17 protein-coding genes are annotated in these 17,852 nt (G+C 68.2%); 6 read left to right on the forward strand and 11 right to left on the reverse strand.

Annotation, left to right across the window (positions count from 1 at the left end):
* Positions 1–4 precede the first annotated feature (4 nt).
* The 10 genes from ACFVRO_RS17820 to ACFVRO_RS17865 form a co-directional block, all read right to left on the reverse strand.
* Positions 5–862 (reverse strand): carbohydrate kinase family protein, encoded by an 858-nt coding sequence (locus ACFVRO_RS17820; protein ID WP_386954820.1) that lies wholly within the window; start codon positions 860–862, stop codon positions 5–7.
* 27 nt (positions 863–889) lie between these two features.
* Positions 890–1,993, reverse strand: a complete 1,104-nt coding sequence (locus ACFVRO_RS17825) for a polysaccharide deacetylase family protein (protein WP_386954823.1) — start codon at positions 1,991–1,993, stop codon at positions 890–892.
* A gap of 6 nt (positions 1,994–1,999) precedes the next feature.
* Positions 2,000–3,115: an adenosine deaminase gene (locus ACFVRO_RS17830; RefSeq protein ID WP_386954826.1), complete on the reverse strand. Its 1,116-nt coding sequence runs from the start codon at positions 3,113–3,115 to the stop codon at positions 2,000–2,002.
* A 51-nt stretch (positions 3,116–3,166) separates the two neighbouring features.
* Positions 3,167–4,459: a thymidine phosphorylase gene (locus tag ACFVRO_RS17835; protein ID WP_386954828.1), complete on the reverse strand. Its 1,293-nt coding sequence runs from the start codon at positions 4,457–4,459 to the stop codon at positions 3,167–3,169.
* Positions 4,459–4,857: a cytidine deaminase gene (locus ACFVRO_RS17840; RefSeq protein ID WP_341941691.1), complete on the reverse strand. Its 399-nt coding sequence runs from the start codon at positions 4,855–4,857 to the stop codon at positions 4,459–4,461. The genes ACFVRO_RS17835 and ACFVRO_RS17840 overlap by 1 nt, the downstream gene beginning before the upstream one ends.
* Before the next feature lie 7 nt (positions 4,858–4,864).
* Positions 4,865–6,139: an ABC transporter permease gene (locus ACFVRO_RS17845; RefSeq protein ID WP_386954830.1), complete on the reverse strand. Its 1,275-nt coding sequence runs from the start codon at positions 6,137–6,139 to the stop codon at positions 4,865–4,867.
* Complete coding sequence (locus ACFVRO_RS17850; protein WP_386954832.1) at positions 6,136–7,398, reverse strand: ABC transporter permease; 1,263 nt, start codon at positions 7,396–7,398, stop codon at positions 6,136–6,138. Before ACFVRO_RS17850 ends, ACFVRO_RS17845 begins: the two co-directional genes overlap by 4 nt.
* Positions 7,395–8,909: an ABC transporter ATP-binding protein gene (locus ACFVRO_RS17855; protein ID WP_386954835.1), complete on the reverse strand. Its 1,515-nt coding sequence runs from the start codon at positions 8,907–8,909 to the stop codon at positions 7,395–7,397. The genes ACFVRO_RS17850 and ACFVRO_RS17855 overlap by 4 nt, the downstream gene beginning before the upstream one ends.
* 104 nt (positions 8,910–9,013) lie before the next feature.
* Positions 9,014–10,096, reverse strand: a complete 1,083-nt coding sequence (locus ACFVRO_RS17860) for a BMP family protein (RefSeq protein ID WP_386954838.1) — start codon at positions 10,094–10,096, stop codon at positions 9,014–9,016.
* 148 nt (positions 10,097–10,244) lie between these two features.
* Positions 10,245–11,360 carry a mannose-1-phosphate guanylyltransferase gene (locus ACFVRO_RS17865; RefSeq protein ID WP_386954841.1) on the reverse strand — a complete coding sequence of 372 codons (1,116 nt, stop codon included), beginning with the start codon at positions 11,358–11,360 and terminating at the stop codon, positions 10,245–10,247.
* A 215-nt stretch (positions 11,361–11,575) separates the two neighbouring features.
* On the opposite strand from ACFVRO_RS17865, the gene sdhC reads away from it, so the two are divergent.
* From sdhC to ACFVRO_RS17895, 6 genes are read left to right on the forward strand one after another with little or no spacing between them, the layout of a single operon-like run.
* The gene (gene sdhC / locus ACFVRO_RS17870; RefSeq protein WP_105675364.1) at positions 11,576–12,010 is read left to right on the forward strand and encodes a succinate dehydrogenase, cytochrome b556 subunit; all 435 of its coding nucleotides are present in this window, start codon (positions 11,576–11,578) and stop codon (positions 12,008–12,010) included.
* Complete coding sequence (locus ACFVRO_RS17875) at positions 12,010–12,453, forward strand: succinate dehydrogenase hydrophobic membrane anchor subunit (protein ID WP_105675367.1); 444 nt, start codon at positions 12,010–12,012, stop codon at positions 12,451–12,453. The genes sdhC and ACFVRO_RS17875 overlap by 1 nt, the downstream gene beginning before the upstream one ends.
* A gap of 20 nt (positions 12,454–12,473) precedes the next feature.
* Positions 12,474–14,300: a succinate dehydrogenase flavoprotein subunit gene (gene sdhA / locus ACFVRO_RS17880; RefSeq protein ID WP_105675369.1), complete on the forward strand. Its 1,827-nt coding sequence runs from the start codon at positions 12,474–12,476 to the stop codon at positions 14,298–14,300.
* A 2-nt stretch (positions 14,301–14,302) separates the two neighbouring features.
* Positions 14,303–15,070, forward strand: a complete 768-nt coding sequence (locus ACFVRO_RS17885; protein ID WP_105675371.1) for a succinate dehydrogenase iron-sulfur subunit — start codon at positions 14,303–14,305, stop codon at positions 15,068–15,070.
* 49 nt (positions 15,071–15,119) lie between these two features.
* On the forward strand, positions 15,120–16,334 hold the full coding sequence (locus ACFVRO_RS17890; RefSeq protein ID WP_386954844.1) for a YihY/virulence factor BrkB family protein: 1,215 nt from the start codon (positions 15,120–15,122) through the stop codon (positions 16,332–16,334).
* Positions 16,335–16,344: 10 nt separating this feature from the next.
* Positions 16,345–17,184 carry an exodeoxyribonuclease III gene (locus tag ACFVRO_RS17895; protein WP_181155919.1) on the forward strand — a complete coding sequence of 280 codons (840 nt, stop codon included), beginning with the start codon at positions 16,345–16,347 and terminating at the stop codon, positions 17,182–17,184.
* Here the strand turns inward: ACFVRO_RS17895 and ACFVRO_RS17900 are convergent.
* Positions 17,178–17,852 carry a DUF4166 domain-containing protein gene (locus tag ACFVRO_RS17900; RefSeq protein WP_386954847.1) on the reverse strand — a complete coding sequence of 225 codons (675 nt, stop codon included), beginning with the start codon at positions 17,850–17,852 and terminating at the stop codon, positions 17,178–17,180. The two genes, ACFVRO_RS17895 and ACFVRO_RS17900, sit on opposite strands and share 7 nt — an antisense overlap.

Below are 17,852 nucleotides of genomic sequence, written 5' to 3' on the forward strand. Positions count from 1 at the left end.
CGGATCAGCCGAGCACGGCATCGAGGAGCGGATGCAGGTGCCTGGTGCCGAGCACCGTCGCCGCCGACCGCGCCCCGGCTGCCAGCGCCTCCGGAACCGCAGCGCCCGTCAGCCGCGCGTCGAGGACGCCCGCGAGGAACGCGTCGCCCGCGCCGTTCGTGTCGACCACGTCAACGGGCTCCGCCGCCACACGGTGCTCGACGCCATCGGCATCCACCCCGACTGCACCGTCGGAGCCGAGGGTGCACACCGCGAGTCCGGCGCCGCGATCGATGCACGAGCGCAGGAAGGCGACAGGATCGGCGAGCCTGTCGGCATTGCAGAAGACGGCATCCGCCGCCTCCAGGAAGGGCCGGTGGAACTCCGCCTCGCCGTCGTAGTCGTGCACGTCGACCCAGATCGGTCGTCCGCTGTCTCGGGCGAGGGGCAGCATCCGCAGCGGCTCGGCGGCGAGATCGAGCACGATCGCATCGGCTGCGGCCATCGCGGCGCGCAGCTCGTCGTCATCGTCGCCCGCGGTGGCGGCGGGGGTCGAGAGGTACAGCGAGACCCGCGCGCCCGCTCGGGTCATCAGGTTGATGTGGCGTTCGGTCGTACCGATCCCCCAGCGCACCGGCACTCCGGCGGCGTTCAGCGCGGCGCGCACACGGTCGCCGTGCTCGTCAGCCCCCGCCTGCGCGTAGAGCAGCACGGAGCGGCCGAGCCCGGTGAGGCTCAGCGCCTTCCCCGCGCTGGTGCCGCCGACGGTGTCCCAACTCGCCTCGGCGAACTGCATGTGCGGCACCGGTTCGGGGAGCCTGTCGAGCACCACGATCGAGTTCCAGGAGGCGGGACCGGCGATCACGACGGAGGCGGAGAACATGCCCCCATCCTGCCGCAGCGGGCGCACTCAGCCGATGCGCTTGATCAGCGAGTCCACCGTCATCCCGTAGTCGATCCGCACCACCGGAAGCGCGAGCTTGTCGGTGCCGATCCCCACGAGTCCCGGCTCGATGGTGCGGGCCATCTCGTAGCCCGCCTGCGTCACGCCCTGCTTCGCCGTGTCGTTGTAGTGTCCGTACGGATAGGCGATCACCTGGCGCACACCGAGGATGTCCCCCGAGGTGTTGAGATCGGCAGCGATCTGATCCGCCGTCCAATTGACCATGCGGCCCTTGCCGTTGTCGCCGGCCTGATGCATGTCGTGGGTGTGCGAGCGCCGCTGCACGTAGATCGACGGAGCGGGGTCCTGGCGATAGGCCGTGATCATGAACGACGTCGACAGCAGCTTGTACTTGTCGATCACCGGGACGGCCAGATCGAACCAGGTCTGGTCGGCGTCGTCGTCGGTGATGATCACGGAGCGCGCAGGCAGATAGAGCTTCCCGTCGATGAAGGCGCTGAGCTCGTCCCACGTGGGGAGGTAGAAGCCGGTCGTCGCGATGTGGTTCATCTGCGCGTCGAAGTCGCCGATGTACGCGTAGTTGCCGCGCAACCAGCCCTTCTCCCCCTCGGGGTTCGCCGTGAACTGGTGGTACATGAGGATCGGGATCTTCGCGTTCTCTGCGACGTTCTCCTCCGGCGTCTTCCACGAGGCGAACAGCTCGACCTGCTGGTCGGTGCAGACCACGGGATCGGCGCCGTTCACACGGGCTGCCGGGTCGAACGCCGCCGCTGCTGCCGCCGTGGGATACCAGCCCGCGAACACCTTCCCCTCGATCGCCGGGATCGGGAGGTTCTGATACAGCGCCGCCTGCGACTGCAGCAAGGGATCGGCGGGAGCGCCCTCTCCCGAGAACGTCACCGCGCATGCCTGCGGATCGTCGGCATCGGCGACCAGCTGCTGGGCAGGGGTGAGCGGATGCTCGATCACCCCCGCCTGCGCGCGCGGGACGGGCTCCTCGGGAGTGCGCCCAGAGATCCAGGCGTAGGCCCCGGCCGCTCCCCCTCCCAGGAGCACCACCGCGGTGATGATGAATGCGATGACCTTGCGCTTGCGCTTCCCCCCGACCATCGTGATCTAGATGTCGAAGCCTTCGGCGATCATCTCGACGAGCTCTTCCCGCTCCTCGACCGGGAGGAAGGCCGCAGCAGCGGCGTTGAACTGGAAGGTCTCCAGGTCGTCGAGGTCGTACTCGAAGGTCTCGACGAGCAGGGCCAGCTCGCGGGTGAGCGAGGTGGCGCTCATGGTGCGGTTGTCGACGTTCACCGTCACGGCGAAGCCGAGCTGGTAGAGCAGGTCGAAGGGGTGGTCGGCGAGCGTCCTGCCCCACTTCTCGATCGCGCCGGTCTGCAGGTTCGACGAGGGCGAGAGCTCGAGCGGGATCTCGCGATCGCGCACCCAGCGGGCGAGGTCGCCGAACTGCACCTGCACCTCGTCGCCCTCCTCCGTGATCACCTCGAGGTCCTCGGCGATGCGCACGCCGTGACCGAGGCGCAGCGCGCGGCCGTCGAGCAGTGCAGAACGGATCGACGCGAGACCGGCCGCCTCTCCGGCATGCACGGTGACCGGGAAGAAGTTCTCGGCGAGGTAGTCGAACGCCGCACGGTGGTTCGACGGCGGGAAGCCGTCCTCCGGACCGGCGATGTCGAAGCCCACGGCCCCGCGACCGCGGAAGTCCACCGCGAGCTCCGCGATCTCACGCGCACGGTCGGTGTGCCGCATCGCGGTGATCAGCTGGCCGACGCGGATGCTGCGACCCGCGCGGTCGACGGCGTCCTCGCCCTCCTCGATGCCCTGCTGCACGGCCTCGACGGTCTGCTCCAGCGTGAGGCCGCGCGCGAGATGCTGCTCAGGCGCCCAGCGGACCTCGCCGTAGATGACGCCGTCGGCCGCCAGATCCTGCACGAACTCGCGGGCGACCCTGGTCAGGCCCTCCTGCGTCTGCATGACGGCGGTCGTGAGGTCGAAGGTCTTCAGGTACTCGACGAGCGACCCGGAGTCGCTCTTCGTCGCGAACCACTTCCCGAGTTCGACGGGGCTGCTCTCCGGCACCTCGAGCCCGATGGCATCAGCCAGCTCGATGATGGTGGCCGGGCGCAGAGCGCCGTCGAGGTGGTCGTGCAGCGACACCTTCGGCAGGCTGCGCAGTGACGCTCCCTGAATGGAGACGTCGCCGTTCGCGTCGATCGACATGGAAGTTCCTCTCGGTCGCAGGTTCGCTCTGTACAGGCTAGCGGTCGGCGCTCAGGCCGTGATGCGCTCGCGCACGATCGGGCCGGAGGCCGGAGCCTCGTCGCCGATCTCCCACGAGCCCGCGAGAGCCTCGAGCGCGCGGGGGAACCGCGCCTCGTCGGCCGCGGACAGCGTGAACAGCGGCTGCCCCGCCACGACACGGTCACCGGGCTTGGCGTGCAGATCGATGCCCGCCTCGAAGACCACGGGGTCCTCGGCCCTGGCGCGGCCGGCGCCGAGACGCCACGCGGCGATCCCGAACGGGAGCGCATCCATGCGCGACACGACGCCGTCGGCGTCCGCCGTGACGACGTGCGTCTCCCGAGCGGTCGGCAGCGCGGCGTCCGGGTCGCCGTCCTGGGCGCGGATCATCGCCTTCCAGCTGTCCATCGCACGTCCGTCGTCGAGCGCCTTCTCCACATCGGCATCCGGCTGTCCGGCGAGGGCGAGCATCTCCTTGGCCAGGGCGATGGTGAGCTCACGCACGTCGGAGGGGCCGCCGCCGGCGAGCACCTCGACCGATTCGCGCACCTCGTTGGCGTTGCCGATCGCGAGTCCGAGCGGCACGTTCATGTCGGTCAGCAGCGCCGTGGTCGCCACGCCGGAGTCGGTGCCCAGCGCGACCATCGTGCGGGCCAGCTCGCGGGCGCGGTCGATGTCCTGCATGAAGGCGCCTGAGCCGAACTTCACGTCCAGCACGAGAGCATCGGTGCCCTCGGCGATCTTCTTCGACATGATGCTCGACGCGATCAGCGGGATCGCCTCGACCGTGCCGGTGACGTCGCGCAGGGCGTAGAGCTTCTTGTCGGCGGGGGCGAGGCCGGAGCCCGCCGCGCAGATCACGGCGCCCACGTCGCTCTGCATCTGCGCGAACATCTCCTCGTTGCTGAGCGCCGCGCGCCAGCCGGGGATCGACTCGAGCTTGTCGAGCGTGCCGCCCGTGTGGCCGAGACCGCGGCCGGAGAGCTGCGGCACCGCGACGCCGAACACGGCGACGAGCGGGGCGAGCGGAAGGGTGATCTTGTCGCCGACGCCGCCGGTGGAGTGCTTGTCGACGGTCTTCTTGCCCAGGCTCGCGAAGCTCATGCGCTCCCCCGTGGCGATCATCGCGTCGGTCAGCACCCGGATTTCGTCACGCTCCATGCCGCGCTGGAACACGGCCATCGCGAACGACGCCATCTGCGCGTCGGACACGTAACCACGGGTGTACGCGTCAACCATCCAGCGCAGCGCCGGCTCGGGGACGACCCCGCCGTCGCGCTTCGCGCGGATCACGTCGACGGCGTCGAAGGGCTCAACAGACATCAGCGAACGTCCTCAAGGTCTCGGGGGCCGAACGCATCCGGCAGTACTTCATCGATGGTGCGGATGCCGGAGACGGTCTCCAGGAGCATCCCGGGCATGGCGTGCTCGAAGAGCAGCTGGCGGCAGCGGCCGCACGGCATGATCGTCTCGCCGTCGTTGTTGACGCACACGAAGGCGACGAGCTTGCCGCCGCCCGACATGTGCAGGTCGCCGACCAGCGCGCACTCCGCGCACAGAGTCACTCCGTAGGAGGCGTTCTCGACGTTGCATCCGGCGACGACCCTGCCGTCGCTGACCAGTGCGGCGGCGCCGACCCGGTAGCGCGAGTACGGCGCGTACGCCTTCGTCATGGCATCCGTCGCGACCTGTCTCAGGTCGTCCCAGTCGATGTCGGTCATGTCTCTCCTAGGACTTGATGTACGGATCGCCGTCGGCCGCCGGCGGACGCGAGCGTCCGACGAGACCTGCCACGGCGAAGATCGTGACGACATACGGCAGCATCAGCATGAACTGGCTGGGCACCGGGGAGCCGATGACGCTCAGCACGCCCTGCAGGTTCGTCGCGAAGCCGAACAGCAGCGCCGCCAGCGTGGCCTTGATCGGGTCCCACTTTCCGAAGATCACGGCGGCGAGGGCGATGAAGCCCGCACCAGCGGTCATCTCGGGGTTGAACCGCGGCACGGAGACGAGCGTGTAGAACGCGCCGCCCATGCCGGCGATGGCGCCGGCGATCAGCACGTTCATGTAGCGCGTCCGGGCGACGTTGATGCCCACCGTGTCGGCGGCCTGCGGGTGCTCGCCGACGGCGCGCATGCGCAGACCCCACCGGGTGCGGTACATGCCGAACCACACGACGAACACGACGATGTACATGAGGTACACGACGATCGTCTGCCGGAACAGGATCGGCCCGAGGATCGGGATCTCGCTGAGGAGCGGGATCGGCAGCACCTCGAACGGGGTGACCGTGTTCAGGGTCGCCTGGTTGGGCGCGAGCACCTGCCGGAACAGGAAGGTCGTGACGCCGATGACCAGCACGTTCAGCACGACGCCGACGATGACCTGGTCGACGTAGTAGGTGATGGCGAAGACGCCGAGGATCAGCGCGACGAGCACACCCGCCGCCATCGCGGCGATGAGCCCAGCCCACGGGGAACCGGTGGCCGACCCGACGATCGCCGCGGTGAAGGCGCCGGCCAGCAGCTGCGCCTCGATGGCGATGTTCACCACGCCGGCCCGCTCGCCGATCACGCCGCCCAGGGCACCGAAGATCAGCGGAGTGGCGAGGGCCAGTGCACCGCCGAGCAGACCGATCATCGGCAGCGTGCCCGAGCTGCCTGCGGCGGCCCAGGCCAGGAAGCCGAAGATCAGCGCGATCGCGAAGACGGCGGTGAGCCACAGCGGGATGGCGCGTCGCTTCGACGCCAGGAACCATGCCGCAGCGGAGATCGCCGCCGCGATGATCACGGCGATCCACGCGGTCGCGGTGCCAGGCACGACGAGGTTCGGGATCGCGATCAGCTCGGAACCAGCGGTGAGCTTGAACGTCGAGTCGCCCGGACGGGACACGAGCAGCGGAAGCAGCGCGAACAGCACGGTGACCACGCTGAAGATGATCGGCGTCTTCCAGGAGACGACCGCGACGGTACGGGGCTCTGCATCGAGAGTCTGCACGCTCATGCCGACACCTCCTTCTTCGCGGCGCGACGCTGTCGGCGGCTCGCGCGACCGGGCTGCGGGAGACCGAACATGGCCCGCACGAGCGGCGGCGCCGCGATGAACAGCACGATCAGGGACTGCACGACCAGGACGATCTCGATCGGCACCCCCTGGGAGGCCTGCATCGTGAAGCCGCCGGTCTTGAAGGCGCCGAACAGGAGTCCTGCGCCGAGGATGCCGAGCGGGCGCGAGCGACCGAGCAGGGCGACCGTGATCGCATCGAAGCCGATGCCCGCGTCGATGCCGCCGCTGAAGCCCTTCGGCTCGGTGCCGAGCACCTGGCTGACGCCGGCGAGGCCGACGAGGGCTCCGGCGATGAGCATGACCGTGAAGTACATGCGCCCCACCGAGATGCCAGCGGTGCGGGCGGCTGCGGGGTTCTCCCCCACGGCGCGGAAGCGGAAGCCGAGGCTCGAGCGCTCCAGCAGCCACCACGTGATGGCCACCGCGACGAGGGCGAGGAGGAAGCCGAGGTGCAGCTTGTACATCGGGCCGAGGATGAGGGGGAAGATCGCGTTCTCCGCCATGGGCGCGGTCTTCGGGTTGTTCGAGCCCGGCGCCTGCAGCAGTCCCTGCGTCGCCAGCATCCAGGCCAGGAGGTAGAACGCGATGTGATTGAGCATGATCGTCACGATCACTTCGTGCGCACCCGTGCGCGCCTTGAGGAGACCGGCGATGCCCGCCCAGATCGCACCGGCGACGATGCCGGCGATGAGCGCGGCGATCATGTGCAGCGGGAACGGGAGGTCCCACGCGGTGGCGACGTATCCGGCAGCGGCAGCCGCCATCAGCATCTGCCCCTGGCCGCCGATGTTGAAGAGGCCGGCGCGGAACGCGAGTCCAACGCCGAGACCGGCCGCGATCAGCGGCGTGGCGAACTTCAGCGTCTCCGTCAGCGGACGGATGCCGATGAGGAAGGAGTCCGCGTTGAAGTTGTAGATCGATCCGCGGAAGAGAGCGGCGTACGCGCCTCCGACGGCGCTGCCGATCGCATTCAGCGTGTCCATGGGCGCCGCGAAGAAGTAGCTCGACGCCGCCTGGACCTCGGGGTCCGTCAGCGCGATCATGAGCGAGCCGACGATGATGGCCGCGAGCACGGCGAGCACCGAGACGAGGGCGTTGCCGCTGACGATCTCGGTGAGAGCGGCGCGCCACTTCGAGGGCGCCGGAGCCTCGGGCGTGGTCGTGACCGCGTCGGGCTGGGTCTGGGCGGAGGTCATGCCTGGGCTCCTTCGTTCGCGGCGCCTGCCATCATCAGACCGAGGGTGTCGCGCGGGGTGTCCCCCGGGACGATGCCGACGATCTTGCCGCGGTACATCACCAGGATCCGATCGGCGAGGGCGGTGACCTCGTCGAGCTCGGTGGAGATCACGATCACGGGGACGCCGGAGTCGCGCGTCTCGATCACGCGCTTGTGGATGAACTCGATCGAGCCGACGTCGACGCCGCGGGTCGGCTGCGCCGCCACGAAGAGCGACAGGTCGCGGCTCAGCTCGCGGGCGAGCACGACCTTCTGCTGGTTGCCGCCCGAGAGACGCCCTGCGGCCTGCGTCGGCCCCTGGGTCCTGATGTCGAACTCGGCGATCTTCTCGCGGGCGAAGTCATCGCGCACGCGCAGCTGGAGGGCGCCGTTCTTCACGAACGGGGCGCCGTTGGAGCGGTCGAGCATGAGGTTCTCGGCGATCGAGAACTCCTTCACGAGACCGTCGACGCCGCGGTCCTCGGGGACGAAGCCGACGCCGACGTCGAGGATCTGCTTGACGGTGCGGCCGACCAGCTCCTCGCCGTTCAGGCGGATGCTGCCGCGGACCCTGTCCTGCAGGCCCATCAGCGCCTCGGTGAGCTCGGTCTGGCCGTTGCCCTGCACGCCGGCGATGGCGAGGACCTCGCCGCCGCGGACCTCGAAGGAGGCCTCGTCGACGAGGACCGCTCCGGTGACGTCCGTCACGGTGAGGTTCTCGACCACCAGGGAGTTGGTGCGGAGGTTCGGGGCGTCCTTGTGGACGGTGAGCTCGACGGCGCGGCCCACCATGAGAGAGGCGAGCTCGGTGTTCGACGCGGTCGGGGAGGCTTCGCCGACGACCTTGCCGAGACGGATCACCGTGATGCGGTCGGCGACCTCGCGGACCTCACGGAGCTTGTGGGTGATGAAGACGATGGCGGTGCCCTGCTCCTTGAGCTGGCGCATCGTCGCCATGAGCTCGTCGGTCTCCTGCGGGGTGAGCACGGCGGTCGGCTCGTCGAAGACCAGGATGCTGGCCTCGCGCGACAGCGCCTTGATGATCTCGACCCGCTGCTGCACGCCGACGGGGAGGTCCTCGACGACGGCGTCCGGATCGACGTCGAACCCGAAGCGGTCGGAGATCTCCTTGACCTGACGGCGGGCGGCGGCGAGGTCGAGGCGACCGCCGAAGCTGGTCTTCTCGTGGCCCAGCATCACGTTCTCCGCCACGGTGAAGACGGGGACGAGCATGAAGTGCTGGTGCACCATGCCGATGCCCGCGTTCATCGCGTCGCCGGGGCCGGAGAAGTGCTGCACGACGTCGTCGATGAGGATCTCGCCCTCGTCGGCCTGGTAGAGGCCGTAGAGGACGTTCATCAGGGTCGATTTTCCTGCGCCGTTCTCGCCGAGAAGGCAGTGGATCTCTCCGGGCTGGACGACCAGGTCGATGTGGTCGTTGGCCGTCAGTGCGCCGAACCTCTTCGTTATGCCGCGCAGCTCGAGCTTCATGTGTCCGATCCTATTCATGACATCGCCGTGCTGCCCAGAGATCGCCCGGGCAGACGACATCGGGGAGGCCGACTGGGCCGGCCTCCCCGATGCTGTGGTGGTTGTTACTCGCTGAGGTACGAGGTGACCTTGATCTTGCCGGAGATGATGTCCGCCTTGATCGTGTCGACCTTCTTCACGAGCTCGGCGTCGACCTTGCTCTCGAAGTTGTGCAGCGGGGCGATGCCCACGCCCTCGTTCTCGAGGGTGCCGATGTACGGCTCACCGGAGAACTTGCCCTCTGCGCTGGACTTGACGGCCTCGTAGGTCGAGACGTCCATGGCCTTGAGCACCGAGGTGAGCACGAAGTCGGCCGTGGTCGGGTCGGTGTTGAAGAGGTCGGCGTCGGCGCCGATCAGCGCGATGTCCTTGCCCGAGTCCTTGATGGCCTGGAGGCCGGACTGGTAGATCGGACCGCCGACCGGGAAGAGCACGTCGACACCCTGGTCGATGATGTTCGTCGCGGTGGTCTTCGCGTCCTGGTTGGCCTCGAAGCCACCCGTGAAGGAGCCGGTCTTGCCGTCCCAGCCGATGACCTCGACGGCCGTGCTGTTCTCGGTGTTGTAGTAGTCGACGCCCTGCTTGAAGCCGTCCATGAAGATCGTGACGGTCGGGAACTCCATGCCGCCGTACGTGCCGACCTTGCCGGTCTTGGTGTAGCCGGCGGAGAGGTAGCCCGCGAGGAACGCGGCCTCGGCCGTGTTGTAGAGCAGCGGCTTGACGTTGTCGGGCTTGCTGTCGCCGCCCGCGTCGTCGATGAGGATGAAGTCGGTGTCGGGGTTGGCGGTCGCCGCGTCGACGGTCGCCTGCGAGAGCGCGAAGCCGACGGTGACGATCGTGTTGCAGCCCTCGGAGACCATGTTGTCGATGTTGGGGCCGTACTCGGTCTCGGCGTTCGACTCGGCCTTCTTGAGCGTCACGCCCAGCTCTTCGGCGGCCTTGTTCGCGCCCTCGAAGGAGAGCTGGTTGAACGACTTGTCGTCGAAGCCTCCGGCGTCGGAGACGATGCACGGAGTGAAGTCGGATGCAGCGGGCTTGTCAGAGCCGCCCGGCTTGTCGGTCGGAGCCTGGCCACAGCCGGCGAGGGCGAAGATGACGCCCGCGGCGACGGCTGCGCTCAGCAGCTTCTTGGTGGTGGAGATGGTCAACTCATGCCTCCCTCAGCGAACCCGCGGCCATCGCGGATCGCTCAAAGTTACCTACTGTTTCGACGTTTGGGCATATCCGGCCCGCGCCTGCTGGCGAATGGTTACAAAGCTGAAATCAATTCAGCAGATGAGCATGCAAGCGTGCTCATCAGAGCACGTCGCCACGCCCCGTCAGCTTCAGCGACTCGACGACGCCCTTGACGCGCTGCGCGTGCTCGACGGTGGTCACCAGCAGGGCGTCCGGGGTGTCCACCACCACGATGTCCTTCACCCCGACCAGGCTGATCACGCGGCTCGTCTGACTCACGAGGATGCCGCTCGCCGCATCCGACAGCACTCTGGCCTTGGGGCCGAGCACGGCGAGGTCGTTCTTGCGGCCGTTGGTGATGAGCTTCGTCAGAGAGGCGAAGTCGCCCACGTCATCCCAGTCGAAGTGACCGGGCACCACGGCGAGGCGTCCGCGCTGGGCCGCGGGCTCCGCGACGGCGTAGTCGATGGCGATCTTCTTCAGGCGGGGCCAGATGCGGTCGACGGCGGGGCCGCGACGGTCCCGGTCGTCCCATGCCTCGGCGAGCTCGATGAGCCCCGCGTGCAGCTCAGGCTCGTTGATCGCCAGCTCGTCGAGCAGCACGCTCGCCTTGGCGATGAACATGCCCGCGTTCCAGAGATAGCTGCGGTCGGCGATGTACGCCTTCGCGGTCTCCAGGTCGGGCTTCTCGACGAAGCTCTCCACGAGTGACGCCTCGCGGGCGCCGTCGACGACGAGCTCCTCCCCCTGCTTGATGTAGCCGAAGCCGATGGCGGGCTCTGTCGGCGTGATGCCGATCGTGCAGATGTACCCCTCGCGCGCGACCTCGACGGCATCCCGCACGGCGAACTCGAACACGCGGGTGCCGCGGATCACATGGTCGGCGCTGAACGAGCCGATGATCACGTCGGGGTTGCGGCGGTGCAGGATCGCGGCGGCCAGGCCGATCGCCGCCGCCGACTCGCGCGGCTCCGACTCGAGGAAGACGTTGAGATCGGGGATGTCGGGGAGCTGCTCCTCCACCGCGGCGCGGTGCGCGCGGCCGGTGACCACGGCGATCCTGTCGTGCCCGGCGAGCGGCTCCAGCCTGTCCCACGTGTCACGCAGCAACGAATGACCAGAGCCGGTGAGGTCGTGCAGGAACTTGGGGGCGTCCGCCCGCGACAGCGGCCAGAGCCTGCTGCCGATGCCGCCAGCAGGGATCACCGCGTAGAAGTCCTTGATCGGTTGGGTCACCTGGCCAGAGTACCCGCCGCCCATCATGCGCACAGGCTCTCGACACCATGCGGAAATCCTCTCGACATCGAGACATTTAGGTTGCCCTTCGTCGCTCTCAGCGATCTGACAGGAATAGGATGGACACCGATCGGCCGTGCCTGATGTGATGACAGGCTCACACTTGGACCACGCACTGCACGCGACCGAGTCACTTCGATCCAGGGAGGACGACCGTGTCCACAAGCGCTCGCTTGACACCGTCGATTTCGGAAACCACGTCCAAGACCCCGCGCGGCACCCTCTACCGGGGCCGCGAAGGCATGTGGTCGTGGGTGCTTCATCGCATCACCGGAGTCGCCATCTTCTTCTTCCTGTTGGTGCATGTGCTCGACACAGCGCTCATCAGGGTGTCGCCGGAGGCGTACAACGCGGTGATCGGCACCTACAAGAACCCGATCATGGCGCTCGGCGAGGTCGTGCTGGTCGCCGGCATCGTGTTCCACGCGATGAACGGCCTGCGCATCATCGCGGTCGACTTCTGGTCGAAGGGCGCCAAGTACCAGCGTCAGCTGTTCTGGGTCGTCATCGGCGTCTGGGCCGTGCTGATGGCCGGCTTCGTGCCGCGCCACCTCGCGCTCGCGTTCGCCGGCTTCGGAGGAGGACACTGATGACCGCTCAGACCGTCGCCGCCCCGATCCGCCGTCAGCGCGGATTCAACCTCGAGAAGTGGGGCTGGCTCTTCATGCGCGGCTCCGGCATCGTGCTCGTGGTGCTGATCTTCGGCCACCTCTTCATCAACCTGATGGTCGGCGAGGGCATCCACGCCCTCGACTTCGCATTCATCGCCGGCAAGTTCGCCACGCCGTTCTGGCAGTGGTGGGACGTGCTGATGCTGTGGCTCGCGCTCATCCACGGCGCCAACGGCATGCGCACCATCGTCAACGACTACGTCACGAACAACACGGCACGCAAGGTGCTCATCTGGGCACTGGGCCTCGCAGCCGGCCTCCTCATCCTCCTCGGCACGCTCGTGGTCTTCACGTTCGACCCGTGCCTCGGAGTGACCGAGTCGAGCACCCTGTGGGACACCTGCCAGGCCGTGGCTAACTGATAGAGAAGGCATACGAAAAAGTGACTACTGAGGCGCAGGAGTCCGTCGTCCGCGACGGCGTGCACTACCACCAGTTCGACATCGTCATCGTGGGCGCCGGCGGCGCCGGCATGCGCGCCGCCATCGAGGCGGGTCCCGGGGCCAGGACCGCCGTGATCTCCAAGCTCTACCCGACGCGCTCCCACACGGGAGCGGCGCAGGGTGGCATGGCCGCCGCCCTCGCGAACGTCGAGGAGGACAGCTGGGAGTGGCACACCTTCGACACGGTCAAGGGCGGCGACTACCTCGTCGACCAGGACGCGGCGGAGATCCTCGCCAAGGAGGCGATCGACGCGGTCATCGACCTCGAGAACATGGGCCTGCCCTTCAACCGCACCCCCGAGGGCAAGATCGACCAGCGCCGCTTCGGCGGTCACACCGCCGAGCACGGCAAGACCCCGGTCCGCCGCGCCTGCTACGCCGCGGACCGCACGGGGCACATGATCCTGCAGACGCTGTTCCAGAACTGCGTCAAGCTCGGCATCAACTTCTTCAACGAGTTCTACGTGCTCGACCTGTTGACGGTGAAGGATGCCGACGGCAAGACCCAGGTCTCGGGCGTCGTCGCCTACGACCTCTCCACGGGCGAGCTGCACGTCTTCCAGGCCAAGGCCGTGATCTTCGCGACCGGCGGCTTCGGCAAGATCTTCAAGACCACCTCGAACGCGCACACCCTCACGGGAGACGGCGTCGGCATCGTGTGGCGCAAGGGGCTCCCCCTCGAGGACCTGGAGTTCTTCCAGTTCCACCCCACCGGCCTCGCCGGCCTCGGCATCCTCCTCACCGAGGGCGCCCGCGGCGAGGGCGCGATCCTGCGCAACGCCTCGGGCGAGCGCTTCATGGAGCGCTACGCCCCGACCATCAAGGACCTCGCTCCGCGTGACATCGTCGCCCGATGCATGGTGCAGGAGGTCCTCGACGGCCGCGGTGCCGGGCCCCACAAGGACTACGTGCTGCTGGACTGCACGCACCTCGGCGCGGAGGTCCTGGAGACCAAGCTCCCCGACATCACCGAGTTCGCCCGCACGTACCTGGGCGTCGACCCCGTCGTCGAGCCGGTCCCTGTGATGCCGACCGCGCACTACGCGATGGGCGGCATCCCCACGAACAACAACGGAGAGGTGCTGGCGGACAACGACACCGTCGTCCCCGGTCTCTACGCCGCCGGTGAGTGCGCGTGCGTCTCGGTGCACGGAGCCAACCGTCTCGGCACCAACTCGCTGCTGGACATCAACGTGTTCGGCAAGCGCAGCGGCCGCAACGCGGTCGAGTACGTCAAGACCGCGGAGTTCGTCCCGCTGCCCGAGAACCCGGCGGCGTTCGTCTCCGACATGCTCGAGGGCCTGCGGAACAACCAGGGCACCGAGCGCATCGCGGTGCTCCGCAAGACTCTGCAGGACGAGATGGACAAGGGCGCCCAGGTGTTCCGCACCCACGAGTCCCTGCAGCACGTGCTCGGCGTCATCGCCGACCTGCGTGAGCGGTACAAGAACGTCCACGTCGACGACAAGGGCCACCGGTTCAACACCGACCTGCTCGAGGCCGTCGAGCTGGGCTTCCTGCTCGACATCGCCGAGGTGGTCGTCTACGCGGCGCAGAACCGCGAGGAGAGCCGCGGCGGCCACATGCGCGACGACTTCCCGAAGCGCGACGACGAGAAGTACATGCAGCACACGATGGCGTACCTCACGGGAGACGCGCACTCCGCCGACCCGAGCGACCACATCCGGCTGGACTGGAAGCCCGTCGTGTTCACGAAGAACGAGCAGGGCGAGTTGAACTACCCGCCGATGGAGAGGAAGTACTGAGCATGGCGAACGCAGTCGCAGAAGCACCGGCAGCAGACTCGGCATCCGAGGTCATCCAGTCCTTCATCGTCACCTTCAACATCCGCCGCTTCGACCCCGAGGTCGACGCGGAACCGCACTGGGTCGACTACGACGTGGAGCTCTACTCCACCGACCGCGTGCTCGACGCGCTGCACAAGATCAAGTGGGAGGTCGACGGCTCGCTGACCTTCCGCCGCTCGTGCGCCCACGGCATCTGCGGCTCCGATGCGATGCGCATCAACGGCCGCAACCGCCTCGCCTGCAAGACGCTGATCAAGGACCTCGACATCTCGAAGCCGATCTACGTCGAGGCGATCAAGGGTCTGCCGCTGGAGAAGGACCTCGTCGTCGACATGGAGCCGTTCTTCGCCTCCTACCGCGAGGTGCAGCCGTTCCTGGTGGCGAGCTCCGTGCCCGAGAAGGGCAAGGAGCGCATCCAGACCATCGCCGACCGCGAGATCTTCGACGACACCACCAAGTGCATCCTGTGCGCCGCGTGCACCTCGTCGTGCCCCGTGTTCTGGACCGACGGGCAGTACTTCGGCCCGGCCGCGATCGTCAACGCGCACCGCTTCATCTTCGACTCGCGCGACGACAACGCCGCCGTGCGTCTCGACATCCTCAACGACAAGGAGGGCGTGTGGCGCTGCCGCACGACCTTCAACTGCTCCGAGGCGTGCCCCCGCGGCATCGAGGTGACCAAGGCCATCGCCGAGGTCAAGCAGGCGGTTCTCCGCGGTCGTCCCTGACCTCTCTCGCGCTGTTCGACACGCCTCCGCCCTTGGATAGGGTGGAGGCGTGTCTGATTCCGGTGGCGCCGCGCCCGAAGCCGGTCGCCTCGATGTGGCAGTCGAACGCGCCACGGCGCTGACCCGGCGCACGCTCGGCCTCTTCCCCGTGCGCGTCTGGCGCCACTTCCTGCAGCACAACGGGTTCCTCCTCGCCGCAGGCGTGAGCTACCAGGCGCTGTTCGCGATCTTCGCGGCGATCTACCTCGCGTTCGCGATCGCCGGCCTGTGGCTGGGCGGGAGCGCGGAGGCGGTCGAGGGGATGATCGGAGTCATCAACAGCTACATCCCCAACCTCATCGTCCCCGAGGGAGGCCTCGTCACCCCCGATCAGGTGCAGGAGATCGCCGCGAACACGACAGGGGTCCTCAGCGTCACCGGTCTGATCGCCCTCGGCACCGTGATCTGGACGGCGATCGGATGGGTCACTTTCTCCCGACGCGCGACGAGGGACATCTTCGGCCTGCCGCCGGACCGCCGCAGCTACGTGCTGCTGAAGGCGAGAGACCTGCTGGCCGCGCTGATCTTCGGCGTCGCACTGATCGCCGGCTCGCTGCTCAGCTCAGCGAGCGCGGGGATCCTGAGCTGGCTCCTCGACCTGCTGGGCTGGGACACGGGCTCCGGCGGACTGAACCTCAGCATCCACATCGGCACCGTCCTCATCTCGTTCGTGCTGCTGTCGTCGGCTCTGGCCGCCATGGTCCGCTTCCTCACCGGAACGTCGCTGCACTGGCGCATCATCTGGCCCGGTGCTCTTCTCGGCGGCGGCGCGATGACGATCCTCCAGTTCGGAGCCGGCTTCCTGCTGAGCTACACGCCCTCGAATCCGCTGCTGGCGACGTTCGCGATCTTCATCGGCCTCCTGCTCTGGTTCCGCATCAACGGCGTGGTGATGCTGGTGGCCTCCTCCTGGATCGCGGTGGCGGCATCCGACCGTGACGTCCCGCTGCTGCAGCAGACGGAGGCGGAGAGGCGCCTGGCGGAGTACCAGGCGCTGCTGACCGCGGCGCGGATCCGCGTCCGTGAGGCCACGGCCGCGCTCGACTCTGCTCCGTGGCACCGCGCCTGGGCGGCGGGGCGCGACCTGCGCGCCGCCGAGGCCGACCTCGAGGCTCTCGAGGCCGCCGCTCCCCCGCCCGCCGAGCCGAGCACGCCGATCGCGCAGCGCCTCCTGAGCGAGCTGAACCGGACCCGGTCCACGCGGAATGTCGGCGGCGCCCCATAGGCTTGTGTCCATGTCTCATCTGCGTATCGCCACGGTCAATGTCAACGGGATCCGCGCAGCGGCTCGCAACGGGATGAGCGGATGGCTCGACGCCGCAGACGTCGACATCCTGACGCTGCAGGAGGTCCGCGGGCAGGACGAGCACCTGGAAGCGGCCCTCCCCGGTTGGACCTTCGTGCACGACGAGGCGAGCGCCAAGGGTCGCGCGGGAGTCGCCATCGCCAGCCGCACCCCCGCGATCGCCTCGCGGACCGACTTCGGCGACCAGGACTTCGACTCGAAGGGCCGCTGGATCGAGGCCGACTTCGAGATCGGCGGGCGTCCGCTCACCGTGGTGAGCGCCTACGTCCACACGGGCGAGGCCGACACCCCGAAGCAGGACGAGAAGTGGAAGTTCCTCGACGCGTTCTCGACCCGTCTCGCCGAGCTCGGGAAGGATGATGCGCTCGCGCTCGTCACCGGCGACCTCAACGTCGGGCACCGCGAGCTCGACATCAAGAACTGGCGCGGCAACCGCAAGAAGGCGGGCTTCCTCCCGCGTGAGCGCGCCTACTTCGACCGCTTCCTCGGCGAAGCCGGTGCGGATGTCGAAGGGGTCGACGGCTCCGTGGGCACCGGTCTCGGCTGGGTCGACGTGGGGCGACGGTTCCACGGCGAGGTCGACGGCCCGTACACCTGGTGGTCCATGCGCGGCCAGGCCTTCGACAACGACTCCGGCTGGCGGATCGACTACCACCTCGCGACTCCGGCCCTCGCCGAGCGCGTCACGGCTTATCACGTGGCACGCGCCGCGGCCTACGACCAGCGCTGGAGCGACCACGCGCCGGTGGTCGTCGACTACAGCTACTGATCCTCGACGCTCGAGTACCGATACCAGCCCCGGTACTCGAGCAGGGTTCCTGCGAGCGGATTCCGCACGGTGACGGCGATCGTGCGTCGGGCGTTGTCGTCGTCCCATCCGTCTTCGACATCCACGTGCACGGCGAGGATGCCGCGGAGGGCGATCCGGCGGCCGCCGAGACGCAGTGCCGCGCGGCGGGTTCGCATCCGCAGGGTCCCGCCGTCTCCGACCGCGCACTCCTCGATGAGCTCGACGCGTCCGCGCTCGCCGAGCAGCGTGCGCACGAGTCCGGGGTGCACGCTGGTGGTCATCACATCGGAGACGCGCTGCGCACCGCTCGGGAAGCGGAAATCCCGCGTGGTGCGGAGCGTCACCCTCTCGATCGCAGCGTCTCCGACCGCCACCGTCGTCACGGTCGACTCGGTGAGCACCGAGAACGGCACGTCCGAGGCGATGCGCGTCACGACGGCATCCCTCCCCAGCAAAGGCATCGCGAGGGCGTTGAGCAGACGGTATCGGCTCCCGGCGCGCGCGAACACGCCCTCGCCCCGGGCGTGCGACGCTGGTGTGCGCATCTGGGCGGCGATCTCGGGGTGCAGCAGCGCGGCGTCGGGGCCCAATGCCCGCAGGAATGCCTCTCCGCTCCTGACCGGAACGCCTTCCCGATCGCCGGACAT

Source organism: Microbacterium sp. NPDC057944, assembly GCF_042887445.1.
Classification (GTDB): domain Bacteria; phylum Actinomycetota; class Actinomycetes; order Actinomycetales; family Microbacteriaceae; genus Microbacterium; species Microbacterium natoriense.

Excerpts from the sequence above, each read along its gene's own strand:
- ACFVRO_RS17900 (WP_386954847.1), bottom strand. The coding sequence starts at position 17,852 with ATGTCCGGCGATCGGGAAGGCGTTCCGGTCAGGAGCGGAGAGGCATTC.
- ACFVRO_RS17820 (WP_386954820.1), bottom strand. The coding sequence starts at position 862 with ATGTTCTCCGCCTCCGTCGTGATCGCCGGTCCCGCCTCCTGGAACTCG.
- ACFVRO_RS17855 (WP_386954835.1), bottom strand. The coding sequence starts at position 8,909 with ATGAAGCTCGAGCTGCGCGGCATAACGAAGAGGTTCGGCGCACTGACG.
- ACFVRO_RS17830 (WP_386954826.1), bottom strand. The coding sequence starts at position 3,115 with ATGTCGATCGACGCGAACGGCGACGTCTCCATTCAGGGAGCGTCACTG.
- ACFVRO_RS17895 (WP_181155919.1), top strand. The coding sequence starts at position 16,345 with ATGTCTCATCTGCGTATCGCCACGGTCAATGTCAACGGGATCCGCGCA.
- ACFVRO_RS17885 (WP_105675371.1), top strand. The coding sequence starts at position 14,303 with ATGGCGAACGCAGTCGCAGAAGCACCGGCAGCAGACTCGGCATCCGAG.
- ACFVRO_RS17850 (WP_386954832.1), bottom strand. The coding sequence starts at position 7,398 with ATGACCTCCGCCCAGACCCAGCCCGACGCGGTCACGACCACGCCCGAG.
- ACFVRO_RS17845 (WP_386954830.1), bottom strand. The coding sequence starts at position 6,139 with ATGAGCGTGCAGACTCTCGATGCAGAGCCCCGTACCGTCGCGGTCGTC.
- ACFVRO_RS17840 (WP_341941691.1), bottom strand. The coding sequence starts at position 4,857 with ATGACCGACATCGACTGGGACGACCTGAGACAGGTCGCGACGGATGCC.
- ACFVRO_RS17875 (WP_105675367.1), top strand. The coding sequence starts at position 12,010 with ATGACCGCTCAGACCGTCGCCGCCCCGATCCGCCGTCAGCGCGGATTC.
- ACFVRO_RS17835 (WP_386954828.1), bottom strand. The coding sequence starts at position 4,459 with ATGTCTGTTGAGCCCTTCGACGCCGTCGACGTGATCCGCGCGAAGCGC.
- ACFVRO_RS17825 (WP_386954823.1), bottom strand. The coding sequence starts at position 1,993 with ATGGTCGGGGGGAAGCGCAAGCGCAAGGTCATCGCATTCATCATCACC.